The organism is Mycobacterium sp. IEC1808 (assembly GCF_002101935.1).
Lineage (GTDB): Bacteria > Actinomycetota > Actinomycetes > Mycobacteriales > Mycobacteriaceae > Mycobacterium.
Window position 1 is genome coordinate 39268 of the sequence record NZ_LQPV01000007.1, and the last position, 18952, is coordinate 58219.

Consider the following 18952-nt stretch of genomic DNA (forward strand, 5'->3'; position numbering starts at 1 on the left):
GCTCGCGCTATTTGATGGCGCGGGCGGTCGCCGCGCCGACTCCGAGACGGCGCGCGGCCGCCAGGTCGGCGGGGGTATCGACGTCGCAGCGCAGGCCGGGCCACGCGCCCGTCAGCTCGATCGCGCCCGAACGCCGGTGCCGCGCGCACGAATCCGGGCCGAACTGCGGATCCAGCGCGGCGCCGAACGCGCAGAGCGCGGCGGTCCCAGTGGCCAGCCGGTCGGCGACGAAGCTGCGCCGATGCGGGCGCGCGGCGGCGATCGCCTCGGCCAGCTCCTGGGTCTGCAGCGCCGGCAGATCACCTTGCAGCACAACGACATTGGTGAAGGCCCCGGCCACCGCTCGTTCGGCGGCGACGATCGCGCTATTCAGCGGGTCGCGGTCGCCCTCGGGCGTCGGGTCGGCCAGCACGGCGGCCCCGAGCTCGGCCGCCGCAGCCGCCGCGGCGTCGTCGGGCGTGACGACGGTGATCGAGCCCAACGCCTCGACGCCCGACGCGGCGGTCAGGGTGTCGACCAGCATGGCCAGCACCACCTTCTCCCGCCGCGGCGCCGAGAACACCGGGGCCAGGCGGGTCTTGGCGGCGGCCAGCCGCTTGACGGCGATGATCAACGCGACGTCACCCGCGCCGTCGTCCGCCCCCTCGGCCCGTGTGCCGCTCATCCCGCCATCCTGCCAGCGCGACCGCGCCGACCCGGCGTCGCGGTAGCGTGATCCGCGTTGAGGACGTAACCGGCTTGGACGGGGGTGACTGATGGCCGGCACAGACGGCGCCGTTGCGGTGATGGGCGCCGGTGCGTGGGGCACGGCGCTGGCCAAGGTGCTCGCGGACGCGGGCGGACCGGAAGCACAAGTTGTGCTGTGGGCGCGGCGCTCCGACGTCGCCGACGAGATCAACGGCACCCGATATAACCCCGCCTATCTGCCCGGCACGCTGTTGCCGCCCGGCATCCGCGCCACCACCGACGCGAGCGAGGCCCTGGCCGGCGCGACGACGGTGCTGCTCGGGGTGCCGGCGCAGACGATGCGCGGCAACCTCGAGCGGTGGGCGCCGCTGGTGGCCGACGGCGCGACCCTGGTCAGCCTGGCCAAGGGCATCGAGCTGGGCACCCTCATGCGGATGAGTCAGGTGATCGTTTCGGTGACCGGCGTGGATGCCGCACAGGTCGCGGTCATCTCAGGGCCGAACCTGGCCAGTGAGATCGCCCAGTGCCAGCCCACCGCGACGGTCGTCGCATGCAGCGACTCCGGGCGCGCGGTCGCCGTGCAGCGCATGCTCAACAGCGGCTACTTCCGTCCTTATACCAACAGCGACGTGGTCGGCACCGAGATCGGCGGGGCGTGCAAGAACGTCATCGCGCTCGCCTGCGGGATGGCGGCCGGTGTCGGGCTCGGCGAAAACACCGCCGCGGCGATCATCACCCGCGGCCTGGCGGAGATCATGCGGTTGGGGATCGCGCTGGGCGCCAAGGGGGCGACGCTGGCCGGGCTGGCCGGCGTCGGAGACCTGGTGGCCACCTGCACCTCGCCGCACTCGCGCAACCGGTCGTTCGGCGAATGCCTGGGCCGCGGCGGAACACTGGAGTCGGCCACACACGCGGGGGAGGGGCACGTCGTCGAGGGCGTGACGTCCTGCGAGGCCGTGCTGGCGCTGGCGTCCAGCTACGACGTGGAGATGCCGCTCACCGACGCCGTGCACCGGGTGTGTCACAAGGGTTTGTCGGTGGAGGAGGCGATGGCGCTGCTGCTGGGCCGCAGCACCAAGCCCGAATGAGACGCCCCGGCGGGCGAAAGCCCAGGTGGCGGTGCGGTGCCCGGCCCCCGCGCGTAGGTACCGGTAGCCTCTCCAGGTTGTGAATGCCAGCGAGCGCGTGCGCGTGGCCGTCGTGTTCGGCGGGCGCAGCAACGAGCACGCCATCTCGTGCGTGTCGGCGGGCAGCATTCTGCGCAACCTCGACCCGCAGCGCTTCGAGGTGGTCGCGATCGGCATCACCCCGCAGGGTTCGTGGGTGCTCACCGACGGCGACCCGGATGCGTTGGCGATCACCGATCGGCGGTTGCCCGAGGTGACCGCCGATTCGGGCACCGAGTTGGCCCTGTCTGCAGATCCTGGGCGCGCAGGTGAGCTGGCGTCGCTGTCGCCGGGCGCCGGCGAGGTTTTGACGGCGGTCGACGTGGTGTTTCCGGTGCTGCACGGCCCGTACGGCGAGGACGGCACGATCCAGGGGCTGCTCGAACTCGCCGGGGTGCCCTACGTCGGCGCCGGGGTGCTGGCCAGCGCCGCGGGCATGGACAAGGAGTTCATGAAGAAGCTCCTTGTCGCCGAGGGACTTCCGGTCGGCCCGCACGCGGTGCTGCGTGCGCCGCGGGCGGCGCTGAACCTCGACGAGCGCGAGCGTTTGGGCCTGCCGGTGTTCGTCAAGCCCGCGCGCGGCGGCTCCTCGATCGGTGTCGGCCGGGTCGCGAGTTGGGACGAGTTGCCCGCCGCGGTCGCGAACGCCCGCCGGCACGATCCGAAGGTGATCGTCGAGGCGGCGATCAACGGTCGCGAGCTGGAGTGCGGCGTCCTCGAAATGCCCGATGGCACAGTGCAAGCCAGCACGGTGGGCGAGATCCGGGTGGCCGGGGTGCGGGGCCGCGAGGACTCGTTTTACGACTTCGCGACGAAATACCTCGAGGACGCAGCCGAATTGGACGTGCCCGCGAAGGTCGAGGACGAAATCGCCGACGCGGTGCGCCAATTGGCGATCCGCGCGTTCAACGCCATCGACTGCCAGGGCCTGGCCCGGGTCGACTTCTTTCTCACCGAAAACGGGCCGATCATCAACGAAATCAACACGATGCCGGGTTTCACGACCACCTCGATGTACCCGCGGATGTGGGCGGCCAGCGGGGTCGACTATCCCGCCCTGCTCGCGATCATGGTGGAGACGGCGTTGGCGCGGGGCGTTGGTCTGCGCTGACTAGTGGCGATCGCAAGCGCGGCATAGCCGGGCGCGGCGGGTCGCCGCCATTGGGCTAGCGCGCGGGTGCCGGGTCGATCGGCACGGCGGCCATGGTGTGGTCGATCGCTTCGGAGAGCTGCTGGATGGGCGTCGGTCCCGATCCCGCGGGCAGCGTGAGCGCCACGTACACCGGCCGGTCGACCGTGTACCAGGTGGCGCGCCCGGCCTCACCCGCGGATTGCTGGCCGGCGGCCACCTCAAACCACTGCACCCGATCGACGACCTGGATCGGCGACCCCACCACGAACTCGGCGGGGCGATCGAGCCCGCAGCGCAACACCACCGGCTGGCTGTCGGGTGAGGTCCGCCAGGCCGCCGCGCCGTCGGGCGCCGGCTGCGACAGCTGCGCGCGTTGATAGTCCCCGAGCCGCTGCGGCAGCGCACCCGCCAGCGCCCGGCACGCGGCGCTGTTCGCCTGGGGCGCGGGGAAGGCCGCGACGGTCACCGGTTGGGGCGGCGCCTGGCGGGTGGCCGCGATGGCCAGGATCACGCCGATCGCCACGACGGCCAGCGCCACCGCCGCGATCATCACGGCGCGCGGTGGTCCGGTATCGGTAACTGGGCCGCTTGCGGGGTCGGTCGTCACCGCCCGCGCACCTCCTTGCTTCTCTTACACTGGCGCGGTCCGCTCGCGCGGGCAGGGATCTAACTTACCGCAGGTCGGGCGGCGTACGGTGGCGCGGGACGGGCGAGGAGGTGGCGTGCGCGACGACACATCGGGGGAGTTCCCCACGCTGGCGCGGCTCGGAGAATTCGCGGTCATCGATCGGCTGGTGCGCGGCCGCCGGCAACCCGACGCGGTGCTGCTCGGGCCGGGCGATGACGCGGCGCTGGTGACGGCGGGCGACGGTCGCACCCTGGTTTCGACCGATGTCCTGGTGCAGGACCGGCACTTTCGGCTGGACTGGTCGACACCCCGCGACGTCGGCCGCAAAGCGATCGCCCAGAACGCCGCCGACATCGAGGCGATGGGCGGGCGGGCCACGGCCTTCGTCGTCGGCTTCGCGGCACCCGGCGACACGCCGGCCGCGCAGGTCGACGCGCTGGTCGACGGGATGTGGGACGAGGCGGGCCGGATCGGCGCCGGCATCGCCGGCGGCGACCTGGTCAGTGCCCCGCAGTGGGTGCTGTCGGTGACCGTGCTGGGCGACCTCGAGGGCCGCGCTCCCGTGTTGCGGTCCGGCGCGAGGCCCGGCTCGGTGGTCGCCGTCGCCGGTGAGCTGGGCCGCTCCGCGGCGGGGTATTCGTTGTGGGAGAAGGGCATTGAGGGTTTCGAGGAGCTGCGGCGCGGCCACCTGGTGCCGGAGCCGCCCTATGGGCAGGGCGCCGTGGCCGCGGCCGCGGGCGCGCAGGCGATGATCGACGTCTCCGACGGCCTGATCGCCGACCTGCGCCACGTCGCGGAGGCCTCCGGGGTGGGGATCGATTTGTCCACCGCGCCGCTGGCCGCGGGCCGCGACGCGCTGGCCGCCGCCGGGCACGTGGTCGGCGAGGACCCCCTGGCGTGGGTGCTCGGTGGCGGTGAGGACCACGCCCTGGCCGCGTGTTTCGCCGGACCGGCGCCGACGGGGTGGCGTGTCATCGGTCGCGTGCTCGACGGGCCGGCCCGGGTGCTCGTCGACGGCGCGGAGTGGAGCGGTTACGCGGGCTGGCAGTCGTATTAGGGTGACGCGGTGACCGTCTACGCGATCGCCCAGCTGAAGTTCACCGACCGGGCGGCCTACGACCGGTACCAGGCGAGGTTGATGGAGGTCTTCCGTCGGCACCCGGGAGCGCTGCTCGCCGCCGACGAGTCGCCGAAGGTCGCCGAGGGCCAGTGGGACCGCGAGAAGCTGGTGTTGATGCGTTTTCCCGACGAGGCAGCCTTTTACGCATTCGTGCAATCGCCCGAATACGAGGAGATCGCGAAGGACCGGCGGGCGGGGGCCGACACGGTGGTGCTGCTCGTGCAAGGGCTGCAATGACCGCGCGCCCGTTGAGCGAGCTCGTCGAGCCGGGCTGGGCCACCGCGCTCAAGCCCGTCAGCGACCAGGTCGCCCAGATGGGGCAGTTCCTGCGGGACGAGATCGCCGCGGGTCGCCGGTACCTGCCGGCGGGACCAAACGTGTTGCGCGCCTTCACCTATCCGTTCGACGGCGTCAGGGTGCTGATCGTCGGGCAGGATCCCTACCCGACGCCCGGGCATGCCGTGGGCCTGAGCTTCTCGGTGGCGCCCGACGTGCGGCCGCTGCCCCGTAGCCTGGCCAACATCTTCGACGAGTACGCCGCCGACCTGGGCCACCCCCAGCCGGCGTGCGGCGACCTGACGCCCTGGGCCGAGCGCGGCGTGATGCTGCTGAACAGGGTGCTCACGGTGCGGCCCAACAACCCGGCGTCGCACCGGGGCAAGGGCTGGGAGGCGGTGACCGAGTGCGCGATTCGCGCGCTGGCCGGGCGGTCGCTGCCGCTGGTGGCCATCCTGTGGGGTCGCGACGCGTCAACGCTGAAACCCATTCTGGCCGAGGGCAATTGCGTGGCGATCGAGTCGCCGCATCCCTCGCCGCTGTCGGCGTCCCGCGGCTTTTTCGGCTCGCGTCCGTTCAGCCGCGCCAACGAGCTGCTGACTTCAATGGGCGCCGACCCTATCGATTGGAGGCTGCCGTGACCGAGATGATCGCCCTGCGCGCGCACCGCCGGGGCGGCCCGGAGGTGCTGGTCGTCGAGCGCGCGCCCGTCCCGGTACCTGTCGCCGGTGAGGTCTTGGTGGCTGTGCACGCCGCGGCCATCACGTTCGACGAGCTGACCTGGGACGAGACGTGGACTACCGACGGCGTCAGCCGGGTCCCGGTCATCCCGTCGCATGAAGTGTCTGGTGTGGTGTCCGAAATCTCCTCGGGCGTAACAGATTTCAAGCCCGGCGACGAAGTGTACGGATTGGTCGGATTCGATCGCGACGGCGCGGCGGCCGAATACGTCGCGGTGCCGGCCGCCGGCCTGGCCGCCAAGCCTTCGACGGTGTCGCACGTTGCCGCCGCCGCGCTGCCGATGGGCGGGTTGACCGCCCTGCAGGCGCTGGTTGACCAGGCCGCGGTGCAGCCCGGGGAGGAGGTCCTGGTGCTCGGCGGGGCGGGCGGGGTCGGGCTGCTGACGGTCCAACTGGCCGCGATCCTCGGGGCGCGCGTCACCGCGACCGTGCGCAGCGATGCCGGCGAGCTCCTGCGTGGTTTGGGAGCCGCACGCGTAATCGACGTTCGCTCAGAAGCTTTCGACGAAGGCGCCGCCGCCTACGACGTCGTCATTGACACCGTCGGCGGCGAGACCCTGGACCGGTCGTTCGGCGTGGTACGTCGCGGTGGACGGTTGGTCACCCTCTCGGCGCCGCCGTCGGCCGGCAAGGCCGATGAATACGGCATCACCGCAACGTTTTTCATCGTCACGCCCAATGGGGATCAGCTTGCCGAACTTGCCGCGCTCGTCGACGGTGGACGGCTGCACGTCGAAATCGCCGGGACGTTTCCCCTGGAGCAGGGGCGGGAGGCGTTCGAAAGCGGCCGTCAGCCGGGCCGGCGCGCGGGCAAGACCGTCATCGTCGTTCGCGGCTAGCTTCGTCGAGATCGACGGTGGCGCGGAAAAGGTCGAGTGACTTCCACGCCAGCGGCGGTCTCGCTGCGGGGAACCGTAACTAGCCGCGGACGACCTTGCCGGCCTTGATGCAGGACGTGCAGACGTTCAGCCGCTTCTTGTTGCCACCCGGGCGGGTGACGACGTGCACGGTCTGGACGTTGGGGTCCCACCGGCGGCTGGTGCGGCGGTGGGAGTGCGACACCGACTTGCCGAAGCCGGGGCCTTTCCCGCAGATATCGCACACAGCGGCCATCGTTCAAGCTCCTCAAATGATCGGGGTCCGGCTCGGCGGTCTGGCTAGGGCCGGGACAGCCCGGAATGACTCGGGCCAGCCCAGGATACCGACTGACATGGGCAACCACCAAAACGATCAACACCCGGCCGGCGACGTGGCCCCGTCATTGTCGCCCGCTCTGGCTAGGCTCGATGGGTCGGCGCGTTCAGGCAGAGGGCGCGCCGCCGTGGCCGGCCGCTGGGAGGCTCCGAGGGAGGTGGGTCGCTTGGGCACGTCAGAGGCGCTGCTGGACGCCCCTGCCCTGCGGAACTGGGCCCACACCGCCGTCAGCGACCTGATCACCCACATCGACGAGATCAACCGGCTCAACGTCTTCCCGGTCGCCGACTCCGACACGGGTGCGAACATGCTGTTCACCATGCGTTCCGCGCTGGCGGAGGCTTCGGCAGGAGCGGGCGCGGACGGCGGGGACGGGTGCGTGGCGCGGGTGGCCGCGGCCCTGTCGGCCGGTGCATTGAACGGCGCGCGCGGCAATTCCGGGGTGATACTGTCGCAAATCCTGCGCGGCATCGCCGATGTCACCGCGGCCGCGGCGGCCGACGCCGGCGGCGAGCTGCCCCACATGGATGCCGCCATGCTCGGGGCCGCGTTGCGGCGCGGCGTGGAGCTGGTCATCGCGTCGATGGGCGGCGCCGAAGTCCCGGGAACCATCGTCTCGGTGTTGCGGGCCGCCGCCGAGGCCGTCGAGGGTTGCGCCGACGAGGGCCTGTCCGCCGCGATCACCGCCGCGGGCGATGCGGCGGTGATCGCGCTGGAAAAGACCCCCGAGCAGCTCGACGTCCTCGCTCACGCCGGTGCCGTCGACGCCGGCGGGCGTGGCCTGCTCGTGCTGCTGGACGCGCTGCGCTGCGCGGTCAGCGGTCAGGCGCCCCGCCGCGCGGTGTACGCGCCGTCGCCGCGGGCGCACCGACCCGAAGCGGCCGCCGAACAACCGGCGCCGCAGTTCGAGGTGATGTACCGGCTGGACGGCTGCGATTCGGCCGCCGGGGACGCGCTGCGCAATCGGCTCGAGAGCCTCGGGGATTCCGTGGCCATCGCCGCGGCGGCCGCGCAGGAATCCACCGACAGCTACTCCGTGCACGTGCACACCGATGACGCCGGCGCCGCCGTCGAGGCGGGCCTGGCGGCCGGGCGGCTCAGCCGCATCGTCATCTCGGCGCTGACCTCCGGTGCCACCGGGATGCCCGCCGGCGGCTGGACGCGCGAACGCGCGGTGCTGGCGGTCGTGGACGGCGACGGCGCCGCCGAGCTGTTCTCCGGCGAGGGCGCCAGCGTGCTGCGGCCCGATTCGGACATCGGCGACATCAGCGCCCACCAGCTGGTGCGGGCCGTCGTCGACACGGGCGCCGCCCAGGTGATGGTGCTGCCCAACGGGTATGTGGCCGCCGAGGAGTTGGTGGCCGGCTGCACGGCGGCCATCGGGTGGGGGATCGACGTGGTGCCGATACCGACGGGCTCGATGGTGCAGGGACTGGCCGCACTGGCCGTGCACGATGCGGACCGGCAGGCGGTCGACGACGGCTTCACCATGGCCCGCGCCGCCGGCGCGGCCCGGCACGCGTCGGTGCGCGTCGCGACCGAGAGCGCGTTGACCTGGGCCGGTCGCTGTCAGCCGGGCGACGGCCTGGGCATCGCGGGCGACGAGGTGCTCATCGTGGCCCCCGACGTGGCCGGGGCGGCGATCGGCCTGCTCGACCTGCTGCTGGCATCCGGGGGCGACCTGGTGACGGTGCTGATCGGCTCCGGCATTGACGATCAGGCCGCCGCCGCGGTGGGCGACGTCCTGCAGGACCACGTGCACGACCACCATCCGGGGACCGAGCTGATGACCTACCGTACCGGCCACCGCGGCGACGTCCTGCTGATCGGGGTCGAGTAGCCGTGGCGTCGCTTTCCGACCGGCTGACCTTCGTCGTGGGCGGCAAGGTGGTCAAACTGCTCGACGAGATATTCGGCATCCGGACCGTTGACGACCTGCTGCGCCACTACCCGCGTGGCTACTCCGAAGGCGCGAGCCTATGGGGCTTCGGCGACGAGCGGCCCGAGGAGGGCGAGCACATCACCATCGTCGACGTCATCACGGATGCCTTCACGAAGTCGATGAACAAGGACCCGAAGAAGAAGTACTGCCGCATCACCGTTGGCAGCGGCCGCAACAAGGTGACGGCGACGTTTTTCAACGCCGGCTGGATCAGCAAGGAGCTGACCAAGCACACCAAGGTGATGTTGTCCGGGGAAGTCGGTTACTACAAGGGCACGATGCAGTTCACGCACCCCGCCTTCCTCATCCTCGATTCGCCGGACGGCAAGGCGCACGGCACCAAGTCGCTGGCGAAAATCGCAGGCGCGTCACGAGCCAGCACCGCCGAAGAGGTCGTGGATGCGTACGAACGTCGCTTCTTCGCGATCTATCCCGCCAGCGCGAAATTGCAGAGCTGGGACATCTTCGCGACCGTCCGCCAGGTGCTCGACGTCCTGGACCCGGTGCCCGACCCGCTTCCCGACGATTTGCGTAGCCAGCTGGGCCTGATCTCCGAGGACGAGGCACTGCGCGCGATTCACCTCTCGGAGGACGAGCGCGAACGACAAAGGGCGCGTGAGCGATTGACCTTCGACGAGGCCGTCGGCCTGCAGTGGGCGCTGGTCGGCCGCCGGCACGGCGAGCTGTCGCAATCCGGCCCGCCTGCACCGCGACGCGACGACGGCCTGGCGGCGGAGTTGTTGCGGCGGTTGCCCTTCGAGCTGACGGCGGGGCAGCGCGAGGTGCTCGCCGTGCTGTCCGACGGGCTGGCCGCGACCCGTCCGATGAACCGCCTGCTGCAGGGCGAGGTCGGCTCGGGCAAGACGATCGTGTCGGTGCTGGCGATGCTGCAGATGGTCGACGCGGGCTACCAGTGTGCGCTGCTGGCGCCCACGGAAGTCCTTGCCGCGCAACACCTCCGGTCGATCCGCGATGTCCTCGGCGAGTTGGCGATGGCGGGCCAGCTGGGCGGGGCGGACAACGCGACGCGGGTGGCGCTGCTGACCGGCTCGATGACCGCGGCGCAGAAGAAGCAGGTCCGCGATGAGGTCGCGAGCGGCCAGGTTGGCATCGTCATCGGCACCCACGCGCTGCTGCAGGACGCGGTGAACTTTCACAACCTGGGCATGGTGGTGGTCGACGAGCAGCACCGGTTCGGTGTCGAGCAGCGGGATCAGTTGCGCGCGAAGGCTCCCGCGGGGATCACCCCGCACCTGCTGGTGATGACCGCGACGCCGATACCGCGAACCGTCGCGCTCACCGTGTACGGCGACCTGGAGACCTCGACGCTGCGCGAGCTCCCGCGCGGGCGCCGGCCGATCGCCACCAACGTCATCTTCATCGGCGACAAGCCCACCTGGCTCGAGCGTGCCTGGCATCGCATCATCGAGGAGGTCTCCGCGGGCCGCCAGGTCTATGTGGTGGCGCCGCGAATCGACGAGACCGACGACAGCGGAAAGGAGAACGAAAAGGAAAAGGAAAACGAGGAGGGCCGCCGTCCGTCGGCGACCGCGGTGGGACTGTTCGACCGATTGCGCTCAGGGGAGTTGGCGGACCTGCGGCTGGCCCTGATGCACGGGCGGTTGTCGGCCGACGAGAAGGACGCCGCGATGGCCGCCTTCCGGGCGGGTGACGTCGATGTCCTGGTGTGCACCACCGTCATTGAGGTCGGTGTCGACGTCCCCAACGCCACGATCATGCTGGTGATGGACGCCGACCGGTTCGGCATCAGCCAGCTGCATCAGCTGCGCGGCCGCATCGGACGGGGCGAGCATCCGAGCCTGTGCCTGCTGGCCAGCTGGGTCCCGCCGGATTCGCAGGCCGGTCGACGGCTGCGCGCCGTGGCCGAGACCATGGACGGCTTCGCCCTCGCCGACCTGGACCTCAAGGAACGCCGCGAGGGAGATGTGCTGGGCCGCAACCAATCCGGCAGGGCCGTGACGTTGCGGCTGCTGTCGCTGGCCGATCACGGAACGTACATCGAGGCCGCCCGCGACTACTGCGTGCGGACCTACGAGCGGGATCCCACCAACCCCGAATTGGCCTTGCTGGCGGCGCGTTTCACCGACACCGACCGGATCGATTATTTGGACAAAGCGTGAACCGGAAGCTGCTGCTGTGGTTGGCGGCGGCCGCGGTGCTCGCGGTGCTGGTCGCCTACCAGACGCTGGGAACGCTCTCGGCCAAAAACGCGGAGGTCGCCGCCCGCGCCGACGTCCCCACGGTGCAACCCGGCACCGATGTGCTCGCGGGCGTCGCGGTGCTGCCGGAGCGGGCCCACCGCTATGACTACCGCCGCGCGGCGTTCGGCGACGCCTGGGACGACAACAACGACGCCCCGCTCGGGCACAACGGGTGTGACACCCGCGACGACATCCTGGACCGCGACCTCGTCGACAAGACCTACGTCTCGATCAAGCGGTGCCCGAACGCGGTGGCGACCGGAACCCTGCACGACCCGTACACCAACACCACCGTGATATTTCAGCGCGGCGCCAAGGTCGGCGAGGCGGTGCAGATCGACCACATCGTCCCGCTGGCCTACGCCTGGGACATGGGGGCCTACGGCTGGCCGCTCCCCGAGCGGCTGCGCTTCGCGAACGATCCGGCCAACCTGCTGGCCGTCGAGGGCCAGGCCAACCAGGACAAGGGCGATTCGCCGCCGGCCCAGTGGATGCCGCCGAACACCGCGTTCGCGTGTCAGTACGCGATGCAGTTCATCGCGGTGCTGCGCGGTTACCAGTTGCCGGTCGACCAGCCGTCGGCAGGGGTGCTGCGGCAGGCCGCGGCCACCTGCCCGGCGGGGTAGCCCGGCCGTTTACGAGCCGTCGTAGGTGTCGGGATCCGGGCGCAACCGGGTGCCGTCGTTGAGGCCGTTGATCATGTCCAAGTGCTCGCCGGCCAATTCGAAATCGAAGATGTCCAAATTGCTGGCGATGCGCTCGGGGTTGCTCGAGCGGAAGATCACCGAATTGCCGAGTTGCACGTTCCACCGGAGCAACACCTGAGCCGGCGTCTTGCCGTACTCGGCGGCCACCGAGGTCACCGTGGGGTTGTCGATCAGCTTGCCCAGCGCGAGCGGCGTGTAGGACTGGGTGACGACGTTGTGCTGCGCGTTGGCCTTGCGCATCCCGTCCTGGTTGAGCAGCGGATGCAACTCGATCTGGTTGACCGCCGGGGTGACGAAGGTCAGGTCGATCACCGTCGAGAGGTGGTCCTCGGTGAAGTTGGAGACGCCGATCGAGCGGGCGTGGCCTTCCCCGCGGGACTGGATCATGCCGCCGAAGGCGTCGACGTATTGGCCCAGCGCCGCGGCCGGCCAGTGAATCAGGTAGAGGTCGACGTAGTCCAGGCCGAGACGCTCCAGGCTGGCGCTGCAGGCCTGCGGGGCCTTGCTGAAACCCTGGTCCGGGGTGGCCAGCTTGGTGGTGACGAACAACTCCGCGCGCGGAATCCCGGAGGCCGCGATCGCGCGGCCCACGGCGGCTTCGTTGCCGTAAGCGGCGGCCGTGTCGATGAGCCGGCAGCCGAATTCCAGCGCGGCCGACACCGCGCGCTCGGTCTCGTCCTCCGACAACTCGGCGACGCCGAGGCCGAGCACCGGGATGGTGTTTTCGTCATTGAGAGCTATCGACGGTATGGCGGCGCCCGGCTCCCGAGTCAACGTCATTCACCTACCTGTGAAATTGATGGTCCGTGGATTCGGATCCGCCGCCGAAATCTCTCACAATCCGTTTGGGTTCACCGACTTGGGGATCACGATATTACCCAGCCGCAAAAGCGACGTGAGCGACGCCCGCGCGGGCATGCCCTGTTCCCCGCGCGTCTCGCCGACGCCCGTAGAGTTGGTCGCACGGCGCGCCGGGTATAGACGGGTAGCGGACAACCGTCGTCCGGCGTGGCGAGGGGAGCAGGAGAAAGTCATGGCCAAGAGTCTCGCGGTGGACCTCGACCTCGGAGCCAAACGCGCATCGATGCGATGGACGAGCAGGGTGCAGGGTGCCGTCTCCACGATCGGCGTCAAGGTCATTCCCTGGATCCCGACCCCGGCCAAGCGGGCGCTGTTCGGCGGCCGCTCGGTGATCATCGACGGCAACACACTGGACCCGACGCTGCAGCTGATGCTGTCCGGGTTGCACGCCGTCGGCATTGACGGCCTGGTGGTCGACGACGACGCGGCCGCATCCCGCGCCCAACTGCGCGAGACGACGGCGGCCCTGCCCGGGCCCCAGGTTCACGTCGAGGTGGACGAGATCTCGCTGCCCGGCCCGGCCGGCGAGATCCGCGCGCGGCACTACCGCCCGGCCGACGGGACGGACGCACCCCTGCTCGTCTTCTACCACGGCGGGGGATGGGTGATCGGCGACCTGGACACCTACGACCCGCTGTGCAGGCTGACGTGCCGGGACGCCGGCATCCACGTGTTGTCGGTCGACTACCGGCTGGCTCCCGAGCACCCCGCGCCGGCCGCGGTCGAGGACGCGTACGCGGCCTTCAAATGGGCGCACGAGCACGCCGCCGAACTCGGCGCGGCCCCCGGGCGCGTCGCGGTCGGGGGCGACAGCGCCGGCGGCAACCTGGCCGCCGTCGTCGCCCAGCTGGCGCGAAACGAGGGCGGCCCCGCCCCGGTGCTGCAGTGGCTGATCTACCCGCGGACGGACTTCACGGCGCAAACCCGGTCCATGGGCCTGTTCGCCCGCGGCTTCCTGCTGACCCGCCGCGACATGGACTGGTTCCAGGCGCAGTACCTGCGGGGGTCGGGGATCGACCCGGCGGATCCGCGGCTGTCGCCCCTGCTGGCCGAGTCGCTGTCGGGCTTGGCGCCCGCGCTGATCGCCGTCGGCGGCTTCGACCCGCTGCGCGACGAGGGCGAGGCCTACGCCGCGGCCCTGCGGGCCGCCGGGACCGCGGTCGACCTGCGCTACATGGGCTCGCTGACCCACGGGTTCGTGAACCTTTTCCAGCTGGGCGGCGACAGCGCCGTCGGGACCAGCGAACTGATTTCGGCGTTGCGCGCCCATCTGAGCCGCGCCTGAGTCACCGGGCGTCACGCCGGTACGCTAGAGGCGCCTCTCAAGCGTGCATCACCGTGACAAAGGATCAGCGAACCCGTGGCCGACAAACCCAAACGCCCCCCGCGCTACGACCTGAAGTCCGGCACCGGGAAATCCGGGCGGCTCCTCCAGGTCGCGGGCACCGCGATCGTCGTACTCCTGCTGGTCGGCGTCGTCTACTGGGCCGTCAGCCACAAGAAGAAGCCCGGCGCTACCGGCGAGGGCGACACGGTGCGCGTGACGTCAAGCAAGCTGGTCACCCAGCCGGGGACCAGCAACCCGAAGGCCGTGGTGACGTTCTACGAGGACTTCCTGTGCCCGGCGTGCGGTAATTTCGAGCGCACTTTCGGGCCGACCGTTTCCAGGCTGATCGACGTCGGCGCCATCGCCGCCGACTACTCCATGGTGGCGATCCTCGACAGCCAGCGGAACCAGAATTATTCGTCGCGGGCGGGCGCGGCGGCCATGTGCGTCGCCGACGAATCCATCGACGCGTTCCGCCGTTTCCATGCCGCGCTTTACAGCACCGACATCCAGCCCAATGAGCGCGGCACCAGCTTCCCCGACAACGCGCGGCTCATCGAACTCGCCCGCGAAGCCGGTGCCGCCGGTAAGGTCCCCGACTGCATCAACAGCGGCAAGTACCTTCCCAAGGTCACGGGCGAGGCGGCGGCTGCCAAGATCAACGCCACCCCGACCATCAAGATCAACGGCGCCGATTACGAGCCGTCGACGCCCGACGCGCTGGTCGGCAAGATCAAGTCGATAGTCGGCGACGTGCCGGGCCTGGACACCGCCGTCGCTCCCGCGGCGTGACCACCGCCCCGGTGTCCGCGCAACCCGCCGAGGACGGCGGCGAGGCGACGCCGGATTCGCCGAGCCGGGTGCCCGCGCCCAGCGCGTGGTGGGTGCTGATCGCGGGGGTGATCGGCCTGGCCGCGTCGATGACCCTGACGGTGGAGAAAATCGACCTCCTGCTCAACCCGTCGTACGTTCCGTCGTGCAACATCAACCCGGTCGTGTCGTGCGGGTCGGTGATGGTGACGCCGCAGGCGTCGGTGCTGGGATTCCCCAACCCGCTGCTCGGGCTGGTGGGTTTCACGGTGGTGATCGTCACCGGCGTCCTGGCCGTCGCGAAAGTCCGTCTGCCGCAATGGTATTGGGTCGGGCTGACGGCCGGGGTGCTGCTCGGTTCGGTGTTCGTGCACTGGCTGATCTTTCAGAGCCTGTATCGCATCGGGGCGTTGTGCCCGTACTGCATGGTGGTCTGGGTGGTCACCATCGCGCTGCTGGTGGTGAGCGCGTCGATCGCGTTTCGTCCGGCGCTGCAGACCGGTGGGCTGCGGGTGCTCTACCAATGGCGGTGGTCGATCGCCGCGCTGTGGTTCACGGCCGTGTTTCTGCTGATAATGGTGCGGTTCTGGGACTACTGGTCGACGTTGTTGTGAACGCGTGACCCGGATCATCGGCGGCGTCGCCGGGGGCCGGCGCATCGCCGTCCCGCCGCGGGGAACCCGGCCGACCACCGACCGGGTGCGCGAATCGCTCTTCAACATCGTCACCGCGCGCCGCGACCTGACCGGGCTGGCGGTGCTCGACCTGTATGCCGGGTCGGGCGCGCTGGGGCTGGAGGCCTTGTCGCGCGGGGCCGCCTCCGCGCTCTTCGTGGAGTCCGACCAGCGCACCGCGGCGGTGATCGCCCGCAACATCGAGGCCCTCGGCCTGCCTGGTGCGACCCTGCGCCGGGGCGCGGTAGCCGCCGTCGTGGCAGCCGGGGCCCCGTCCCCGGTGGACCTGGTCCTGGCCGACCCGCCCTACGACGTCGACGCCGCGGAGGTGAACGCCGTGCTGGCCGCGCTGGCCGCGCACGGCTGGGTGCGCGACGGAACCGTCGCCGCGGTCGAGCGTGCGGCCGGCGGCGCGGCGCTGACGTGGCCCGCGGGCTGGTCGGCGTGGCCCGAGCGCGTCTACGGCGACACCCGCTTGGAGCTGGCCGAATTTGGGTGAGCCTGGCGTGTAGCGTCAGTCGACATGAGCGCCGCTCCTCCTCATCGCTCCGCTCTGCATCGTCGCCGGCGCGCGTCATGAGCGGCGCGGTATGCCCGGGCTCCTTCGACCCGGTGACATTGGGCCACATCGATGTCTTCGAACGCGCGTCGGCCCAATTCGACGAGGTGGTCGTCGCGATCCTGGTCAACCCCGCCAAGAAGGGCATGTTCGATCTCGACGAGCGAATCGCAATGATCGAGGAGTCGACGACGCACCTGCCCAACCTGCGGGTGGAGGCCGGGCAGGGCCTGGTGGTCGACTTCGTCCGGGCCCGCGGCATGACCGCGATCGTCAAAGGCCTGCGCACCGGCACCGACTTCGAATACGAACTGCAGATGGCACAGATGAACAAGCACATCGCCGGTGTGGACACGTTTTTCGTGGCCACCACGCCGCGCTATTCGTTCGTGTCCTCGTCGTTGGCCAAAGAGGTCGCGATGCTGGGCGGAAACGTGACGGAGCTGCTACCCGAACCGGTGAATCGCCGCCTGCGCGAAAAGATTTCCGCCCGGCCGTGACCCGGGCAACCCGGCGCCCTCAGTCGCACTGACGGCTGTGATCGTGGTGGCCCTCCGCCGCCGCGGGGGAGCCGCCCATCATCCGTAGCATCGGCAGCCCGCCCGAGGTGACGAACCGCACGATCAGGACGGCCGCGATGACGAGGAAGGCGATATTGAGCCAGGTGGTGTAGTTCCACGAGATCGACGCCTCCATCACCGTGGCGTTGCGCTGCCTTGGGATGAGACCCGTTGTGCCGAACAGCAATTCGACCAGGTATCCGGCGGCGACCATCGCGGCGTAGAAGGTGCCGAGCAGCGTGAGCATCATCTTGGTGCCGTAGTACTTCCGGTAGATGTTCAGGATCGGCAGGATCAGCAGGTCGGCGTAGATGAACGCGATGACACCGCCGAAGCTGATGCCGCCGTTCCACAGCACCGCCGCCAGCGGCACGTTACCGATCGAGCAGACGAACGACACGATCGCGACGATCGGCCCCACGATCGGTCCCCACACCGCCGACCAGCCCGGGTGATCGGTCAAAAAGAAGATCCGCCAAAAGCTTTCGGGCACCCACGCCGCGATGGCACCCGCGATCAGCAGGCCCAGGACGAGGTCGCGCAGGATCGCCAACCACTCCATCACGAACACATGCGAGACCGAGGTGAAGCCCTCCCGGGAGAAGAGCCGTTGGGTAAACGAGCCCTCCTTTTGGATCGACATGTCCATTGCGGCATGGCCTTCCATCGAGCCGGCGATTCCGCGCTCGGCCTGCTGCCGGGCGGCATCGACGAGCCGGGACCGCACGAACAGCCGGAATAGTACGGCGAGCGCCACGATCATCAGCGGGCCGCCGACGAATTCCGCCGCGGTGAACTGCCATCCCATCAGCAGCGCCAGGATGATGCCCAGCTCGACCACGAGGTTCGTCGAGCCGATCTCGAACGCCATTGCGGCGGTGAAGTTGGCACCCTTGCGGAACAGCGAGCGGGCCAGGGCGACCGCGGCGTAGGAGCACGACGACGACGCGGCCCCCAGCCCGGCGGCCACCGCCAGCGTGCGTGGCCGGTCGTCGCCCAGCAGGCTCACGATCGTCGAACGGTGCACGACGGCCTGCACCACCGCGGACAGGGCGAAGCCCAGGATCAGTGCCCAGAGGATTTCCCATGTCATCGACCCCGCCAAGCCCAGGGCGTGACCGATCGCTGCGAGCGCTCTCATCGAGGCCTCCGCTTCGGTTGCGTGAATCGGGGACTTTCCCGGCGTAGTCTATACCCCTAGGGGGTATACGTCAAGCTGGGAAAAGGCCGTTTGCGCGCGGGAAGGGCCATGAACCCTAGAATGGCTGCAAATCGGTGCGGGGGCCGGCAAAGAATATGGACGGGACAACCCCGCGCGGCTGTCGGGCCCGCGGAAACGGCGTGAACGGGCATTTTCTATGGAATTCACTGGTGGCGAACGGGTACGGAGGGCAAATGCCCGACACACCGGCCGCGCCACCGCTGTCACAGACGTAACAACAGGCACACTGGTAACAACGAGTTTTTTGGGCAAGCCGCCAGGAGGGTATGGCCGTGTACCGAGTTTTTGAAGCGCTGGACGAATTGGGCGCCATCGTCGAAGAGGCGCGTGGCGTGCCCATGACGTCCGGCTGCGTCGTGCCCCGCGGTGACGTGCTGGAACTGATCGACGACATCAAGGACGCGATCCCGGGCGAGCTGGACGACGCCCAGGACGTGCTCGACGCGCGCGACTCGATGCTGCAGGACGCCAAGTCGCACGCGGAATCCATGGTCTCCTCGGCGACCACCGAATCGGAGTCGATGCTCAACCACGCCCGCGCCGAGGCGGACCGTCTGCTGTCCGACGCGAAGGCGCAGGCCGACCGGATGGTCAGCGAGGCGCGCCAGCACAGCGAGCGGATGGTTGGGGAGGCTCGCGAGGAGGCGATGCGCATCGCCACGGCGGCCAAACGCGAGTACGAGGCCAGCGTCAGCCGAGCCCAGGCCGAGGCCGACCGGCTGATCGAGAACGGCAACATCTCCTACGAGAAGGCCGTGCAAGAGGGCATCAAGGAGCAGCAGCGCCTGGTCTCGCAGAACAGCGTGGTGGAGGCGGCGAACGCCGAGGCCACCCGCCTCATCGACACCGCGCACGCCGAGGCCGACCGGCTGCGGGGTGAGTGCGACATCTACGTCGACAACAAGCTCGCCGAGTTCGAGGAGTTCCTCAACGGCACGCTGCGGTCGGTGGGACGCGGTCGCCACCAGCTGCGCACGGCCGCCGGCACCCACGACTACGCGACCCGCTAGCGGCGATCGCGAGCCCGGCGCAGCCGGGTGAAGCGGGTCGCCGCCATCAGCACTGCGGCGATCGCGAGCGCGGCGCAGCCGGGTGAAGCGGGTCGCCGCCATCAGCACCGCGGCT

20 protein-coding genes are annotated in these 18952 nt (G+C 70.0%); 15 read left to right on the forward strand and 5 right to left on the reverse strand.

The window, feature by feature from the left end; genetic code table 11:
- Nucleotides 1–7 precede the first annotated feature (7 nt).
- On the reverse strand, nucleotides 8–664 hold the full coding sequence (gene cofC, locus AWB92_RS05390; RefSeq protein WP_085184394.1) for a 2-phospho-L-lactate guanylyltransferase: 657 nt from the start codon (nucleotides 662–664) through the stop codon (nucleotides 8–10).
- Between the two features lie 91 nt (nucleotides 665–755).
- Between cofC and AWB92_RS05395 the strand changes: the two genes are divergently transcribed.
- Together AWB92_RS05395 and AWB92_RS05400 are read left to right on the forward strand one after the other, a co-directional pair.
- Nucleotides 756–1775 carry an NAD(P)H-dependent glycerol-3-phosphate dehydrogenase gene (locus tag AWB92_RS05395; protein ID WP_085184395.1) on the forward strand — a complete coding sequence of 340 codons (1020 nt, stop codon included), beginning with the start codon at nucleotides 756–758 and terminating at the stop codon, nucleotides 1773–1775.
- Between the two features lie 79 nt (nucleotides 1776–1854).
- Complete coding sequence (locus tag AWB92_RS05400) at nucleotides 1855–2964, forward strand: D-alanine--D-alanine ligase family protein (protein WP_085184396.1); 1110 nt, start codon at nucleotides 1855–1857, stop codon at nucleotides 2962–2964.
- Between the two features lie 55 nt (nucleotides 2965–3019).
- On the opposite strand, the gene AWB92_RS05405 is transcribed toward AWB92_RS05400, so the two are convergent.
- Entirely contained in the window at nucleotides 3020–3535 is a 516-nt protein-coding gene (locus AWB92_RS05405; protein WP_085184397.1) for a DUF3515 domain-containing protein, read from the reverse strand.
- 172 nt (nucleotides 3536–3707) lie between these two features.
- On the opposite strand from AWB92_RS05405, the gene AWB92_RS05410 reads away from it, so the two are divergent.
- From AWB92_RS05410 to AWB92_RS05425, 4 genes are read left to right on the forward strand one after another with little or no spacing between them, the layout of a single operon-like run.
- Nucleotides 3708–4670, forward strand: a complete 963-nt coding sequence (locus tag AWB92_RS05410; RefSeq protein WP_085184398.1) for a thiamine-phosphate kinase — start codon at nucleotides 3708–3710, stop codon at nucleotides 4668–4670.
- Nucleotides 4671–4679: 9 nt separating this feature from the next.
- Nucleotides 4680–4970, forward strand: coding sequence for a DUF1330 domain-containing protein (locus AWB92_RS05415; RefSeq protein WP_085184399.1), 291 nt, complete (start codon nucleotides 4680–4682; stop codon nucleotides 4968–4970).
- Entirely contained in the window at nucleotides 4967–5650 is a 684-nt protein-coding gene (locus AWB92_RS05420) for a uracil-DNA glycosylase (RefSeq protein ID WP_085184400.1), read from the forward strand. The genes AWB92_RS05415 and AWB92_RS05420 overlap by 4 nt, the downstream gene beginning before the upstream one ends.
- A 5-nt stretch (nucleotides 5651–5655) precedes the next feature.
- A complete protein-coding gene (locus tag AWB92_RS05425) occupies nucleotides 5656–6588 on the forward strand; it encodes an NADP-dependent oxidoreductase (RefSeq protein ID WP_085184421.1) in 933 nt (310 codons plus the stop codon).
- Nucleotides 6589–6667: 79 nt separating this feature from the next.
- On the opposite strand, the gene rpmB is transcribed toward AWB92_RS05425, so the two are convergent.
- On the reverse strand, nucleotides 6668–6862 hold the full coding sequence (gene rpmB, locus AWB92_RS05430) for a 50S ribosomal protein L28 (protein ID WP_066930307.1): 195 nt from the start codon (nucleotides 6860–6862) through the stop codon (nucleotides 6668–6670).
- Between the two features lie 247 nt (nucleotides 6863–7109).
- Between rpmB and AWB92_RS05435 the strand changes: the two genes are divergently transcribed.
- The 3 genes from AWB92_RS05435 to AWB92_RS05445 are packed head-to-tail and all read left to right on the forward strand — an operon-like array spanning nucleotide 7110 to nucleotide 11733.
- On the forward strand, nucleotides 7110–8783 hold the full coding sequence (locus AWB92_RS05435) for a DAK2 domain-containing protein (protein WP_142281948.1): 1674 nt from the start codon (nucleotides 7110–7112) through the stop codon (nucleotides 8781–8783).
- A 2-nt stretch (nucleotides 8784–8785) separates the two neighbouring features.
- A complete protein-coding gene (recG, locus tag AWB92_RS05440; protein ID WP_085184401.1) occupies nucleotides 8786–11026 on the forward strand; it encodes an ATP-dependent DNA helicase RecG in 2241 nt (746 codons plus the stop codon).
- Nucleotides 11023–11733: an HNH endonuclease family protein gene (locus tag AWB92_RS05445; protein WP_085184402.1), complete on the forward strand. Its 711-nt coding sequence runs from the start codon at nucleotides 11023–11025 to the stop codon at nucleotides 11731–11733. Before recG ends, AWB92_RS05445 begins: the two co-directional genes overlap by 4 nt.
- A 9-nt stretch (nucleotides 11734–11742) precedes the next feature.
- Here the strand turns inward: AWB92_RS05445 and AWB92_RS05450 are convergent, their stop codons facing one another.
- Nucleotides 11743–12588, reverse strand: coding sequence for an aldo/keto reductase (locus tag AWB92_RS05450; protein WP_173817358.1), 846 nt, complete (start codon nucleotides 12586–12588; stop codon nucleotides 11743–11745).
- Nucleotides 12589–12847: 259 nt separating this feature from the next.
- Here AWB92_RS05450 and AWB92_RS05455 point away from each other — a divergent pair, with 259 nt between their 5' ends.
- The 5 genes from AWB92_RS05455 to coaD all read left to right on the forward strand — a co-directional run bounded on the left by AWB92_RS05455 (nucleotide 12848) and on the right by coaD (nucleotide 16545).
- A complete protein-coding gene (locus AWB92_RS05455) occupies nucleotides 12848–13960 on the forward strand; it encodes an alpha/beta hydrolase (protein ID WP_085184404.1) in 1113 nt (370 codons plus the stop codon).
- 75 nt (nucleotides 13961–14035) lie between these two features.
- On the forward strand, nucleotides 14036–14794 hold the full coding sequence (locus AWB92_RS05460) for a DsbA family protein (protein WP_085184405.1): 759 nt from the start codon (nucleotides 14036–14038) through the stop codon (nucleotides 14792–14794).
- An 11-nt stretch (nucleotides 14795–14805) separates the two neighbouring features.
- On the forward strand, nucleotides 14806–15426 hold the full coding sequence (locus AWB92_RS05465) for a vitamin K epoxide reductase family protein (protein ID WP_085184423.1): 621 nt from the start codon (nucleotides 14806–14808) through the stop codon (nucleotides 15424–15426).
- A 4-nt stretch (nucleotides 15427–15430) separates the two neighbouring features.
- Nucleotides 15431–15985: a 16S rRNA (guanine(966)-N(2))-methyltransferase RsmD gene (gene rsmD, locus AWB92_RS05470; protein ID WP_085184406.1), complete on the forward strand. Its 555-nt coding sequence runs from the start codon at nucleotides 15431–15433 to the stop codon at nucleotides 15983–15985.
- 77 nt (nucleotides 15986–16062) lie between these two features.
- A complete protein-coding gene (coaD, locus tag AWB92_RS05475; protein WP_085184407.1) occupies nucleotides 16063–16545 on the forward strand; it encodes a pantetheine-phosphate adenylyltransferase in 483 nt (160 codons plus the stop codon).
- Nucleotides 16546–16564: 19 nt separating this feature from the next.
- Here coaD and AWB92_RS05480 read toward each other — a convergent pair whose 3' ends face one another.
- The gene (locus tag AWB92_RS05480) at nucleotides 16565–17773 is read right to left on the reverse strand and encodes a permease (RefSeq protein ID WP_142281949.1); all 1209 of its coding nucleotides are present in this window, start codon (nucleotides 17771–17773) and stop codon (nucleotides 16565–16567) included.
- A 326-nt stretch (nucleotides 17774–18099) separates the two neighbouring features.
- Here AWB92_RS05480 and sepIVA point away from each other — a divergent pair, with 326 nt between their 5' ends.
- A complete protein-coding gene (gene sepIVA / locus AWB92_RS05485; RefSeq protein WP_067155092.1) occupies nucleotides 18100–18837 on the forward strand; it encodes a cell division protein SepIVA in 738 nt (245 codons plus the stop codon).
- Nucleotides 18838–18952 lie beyond the last annotated feature (115 nt).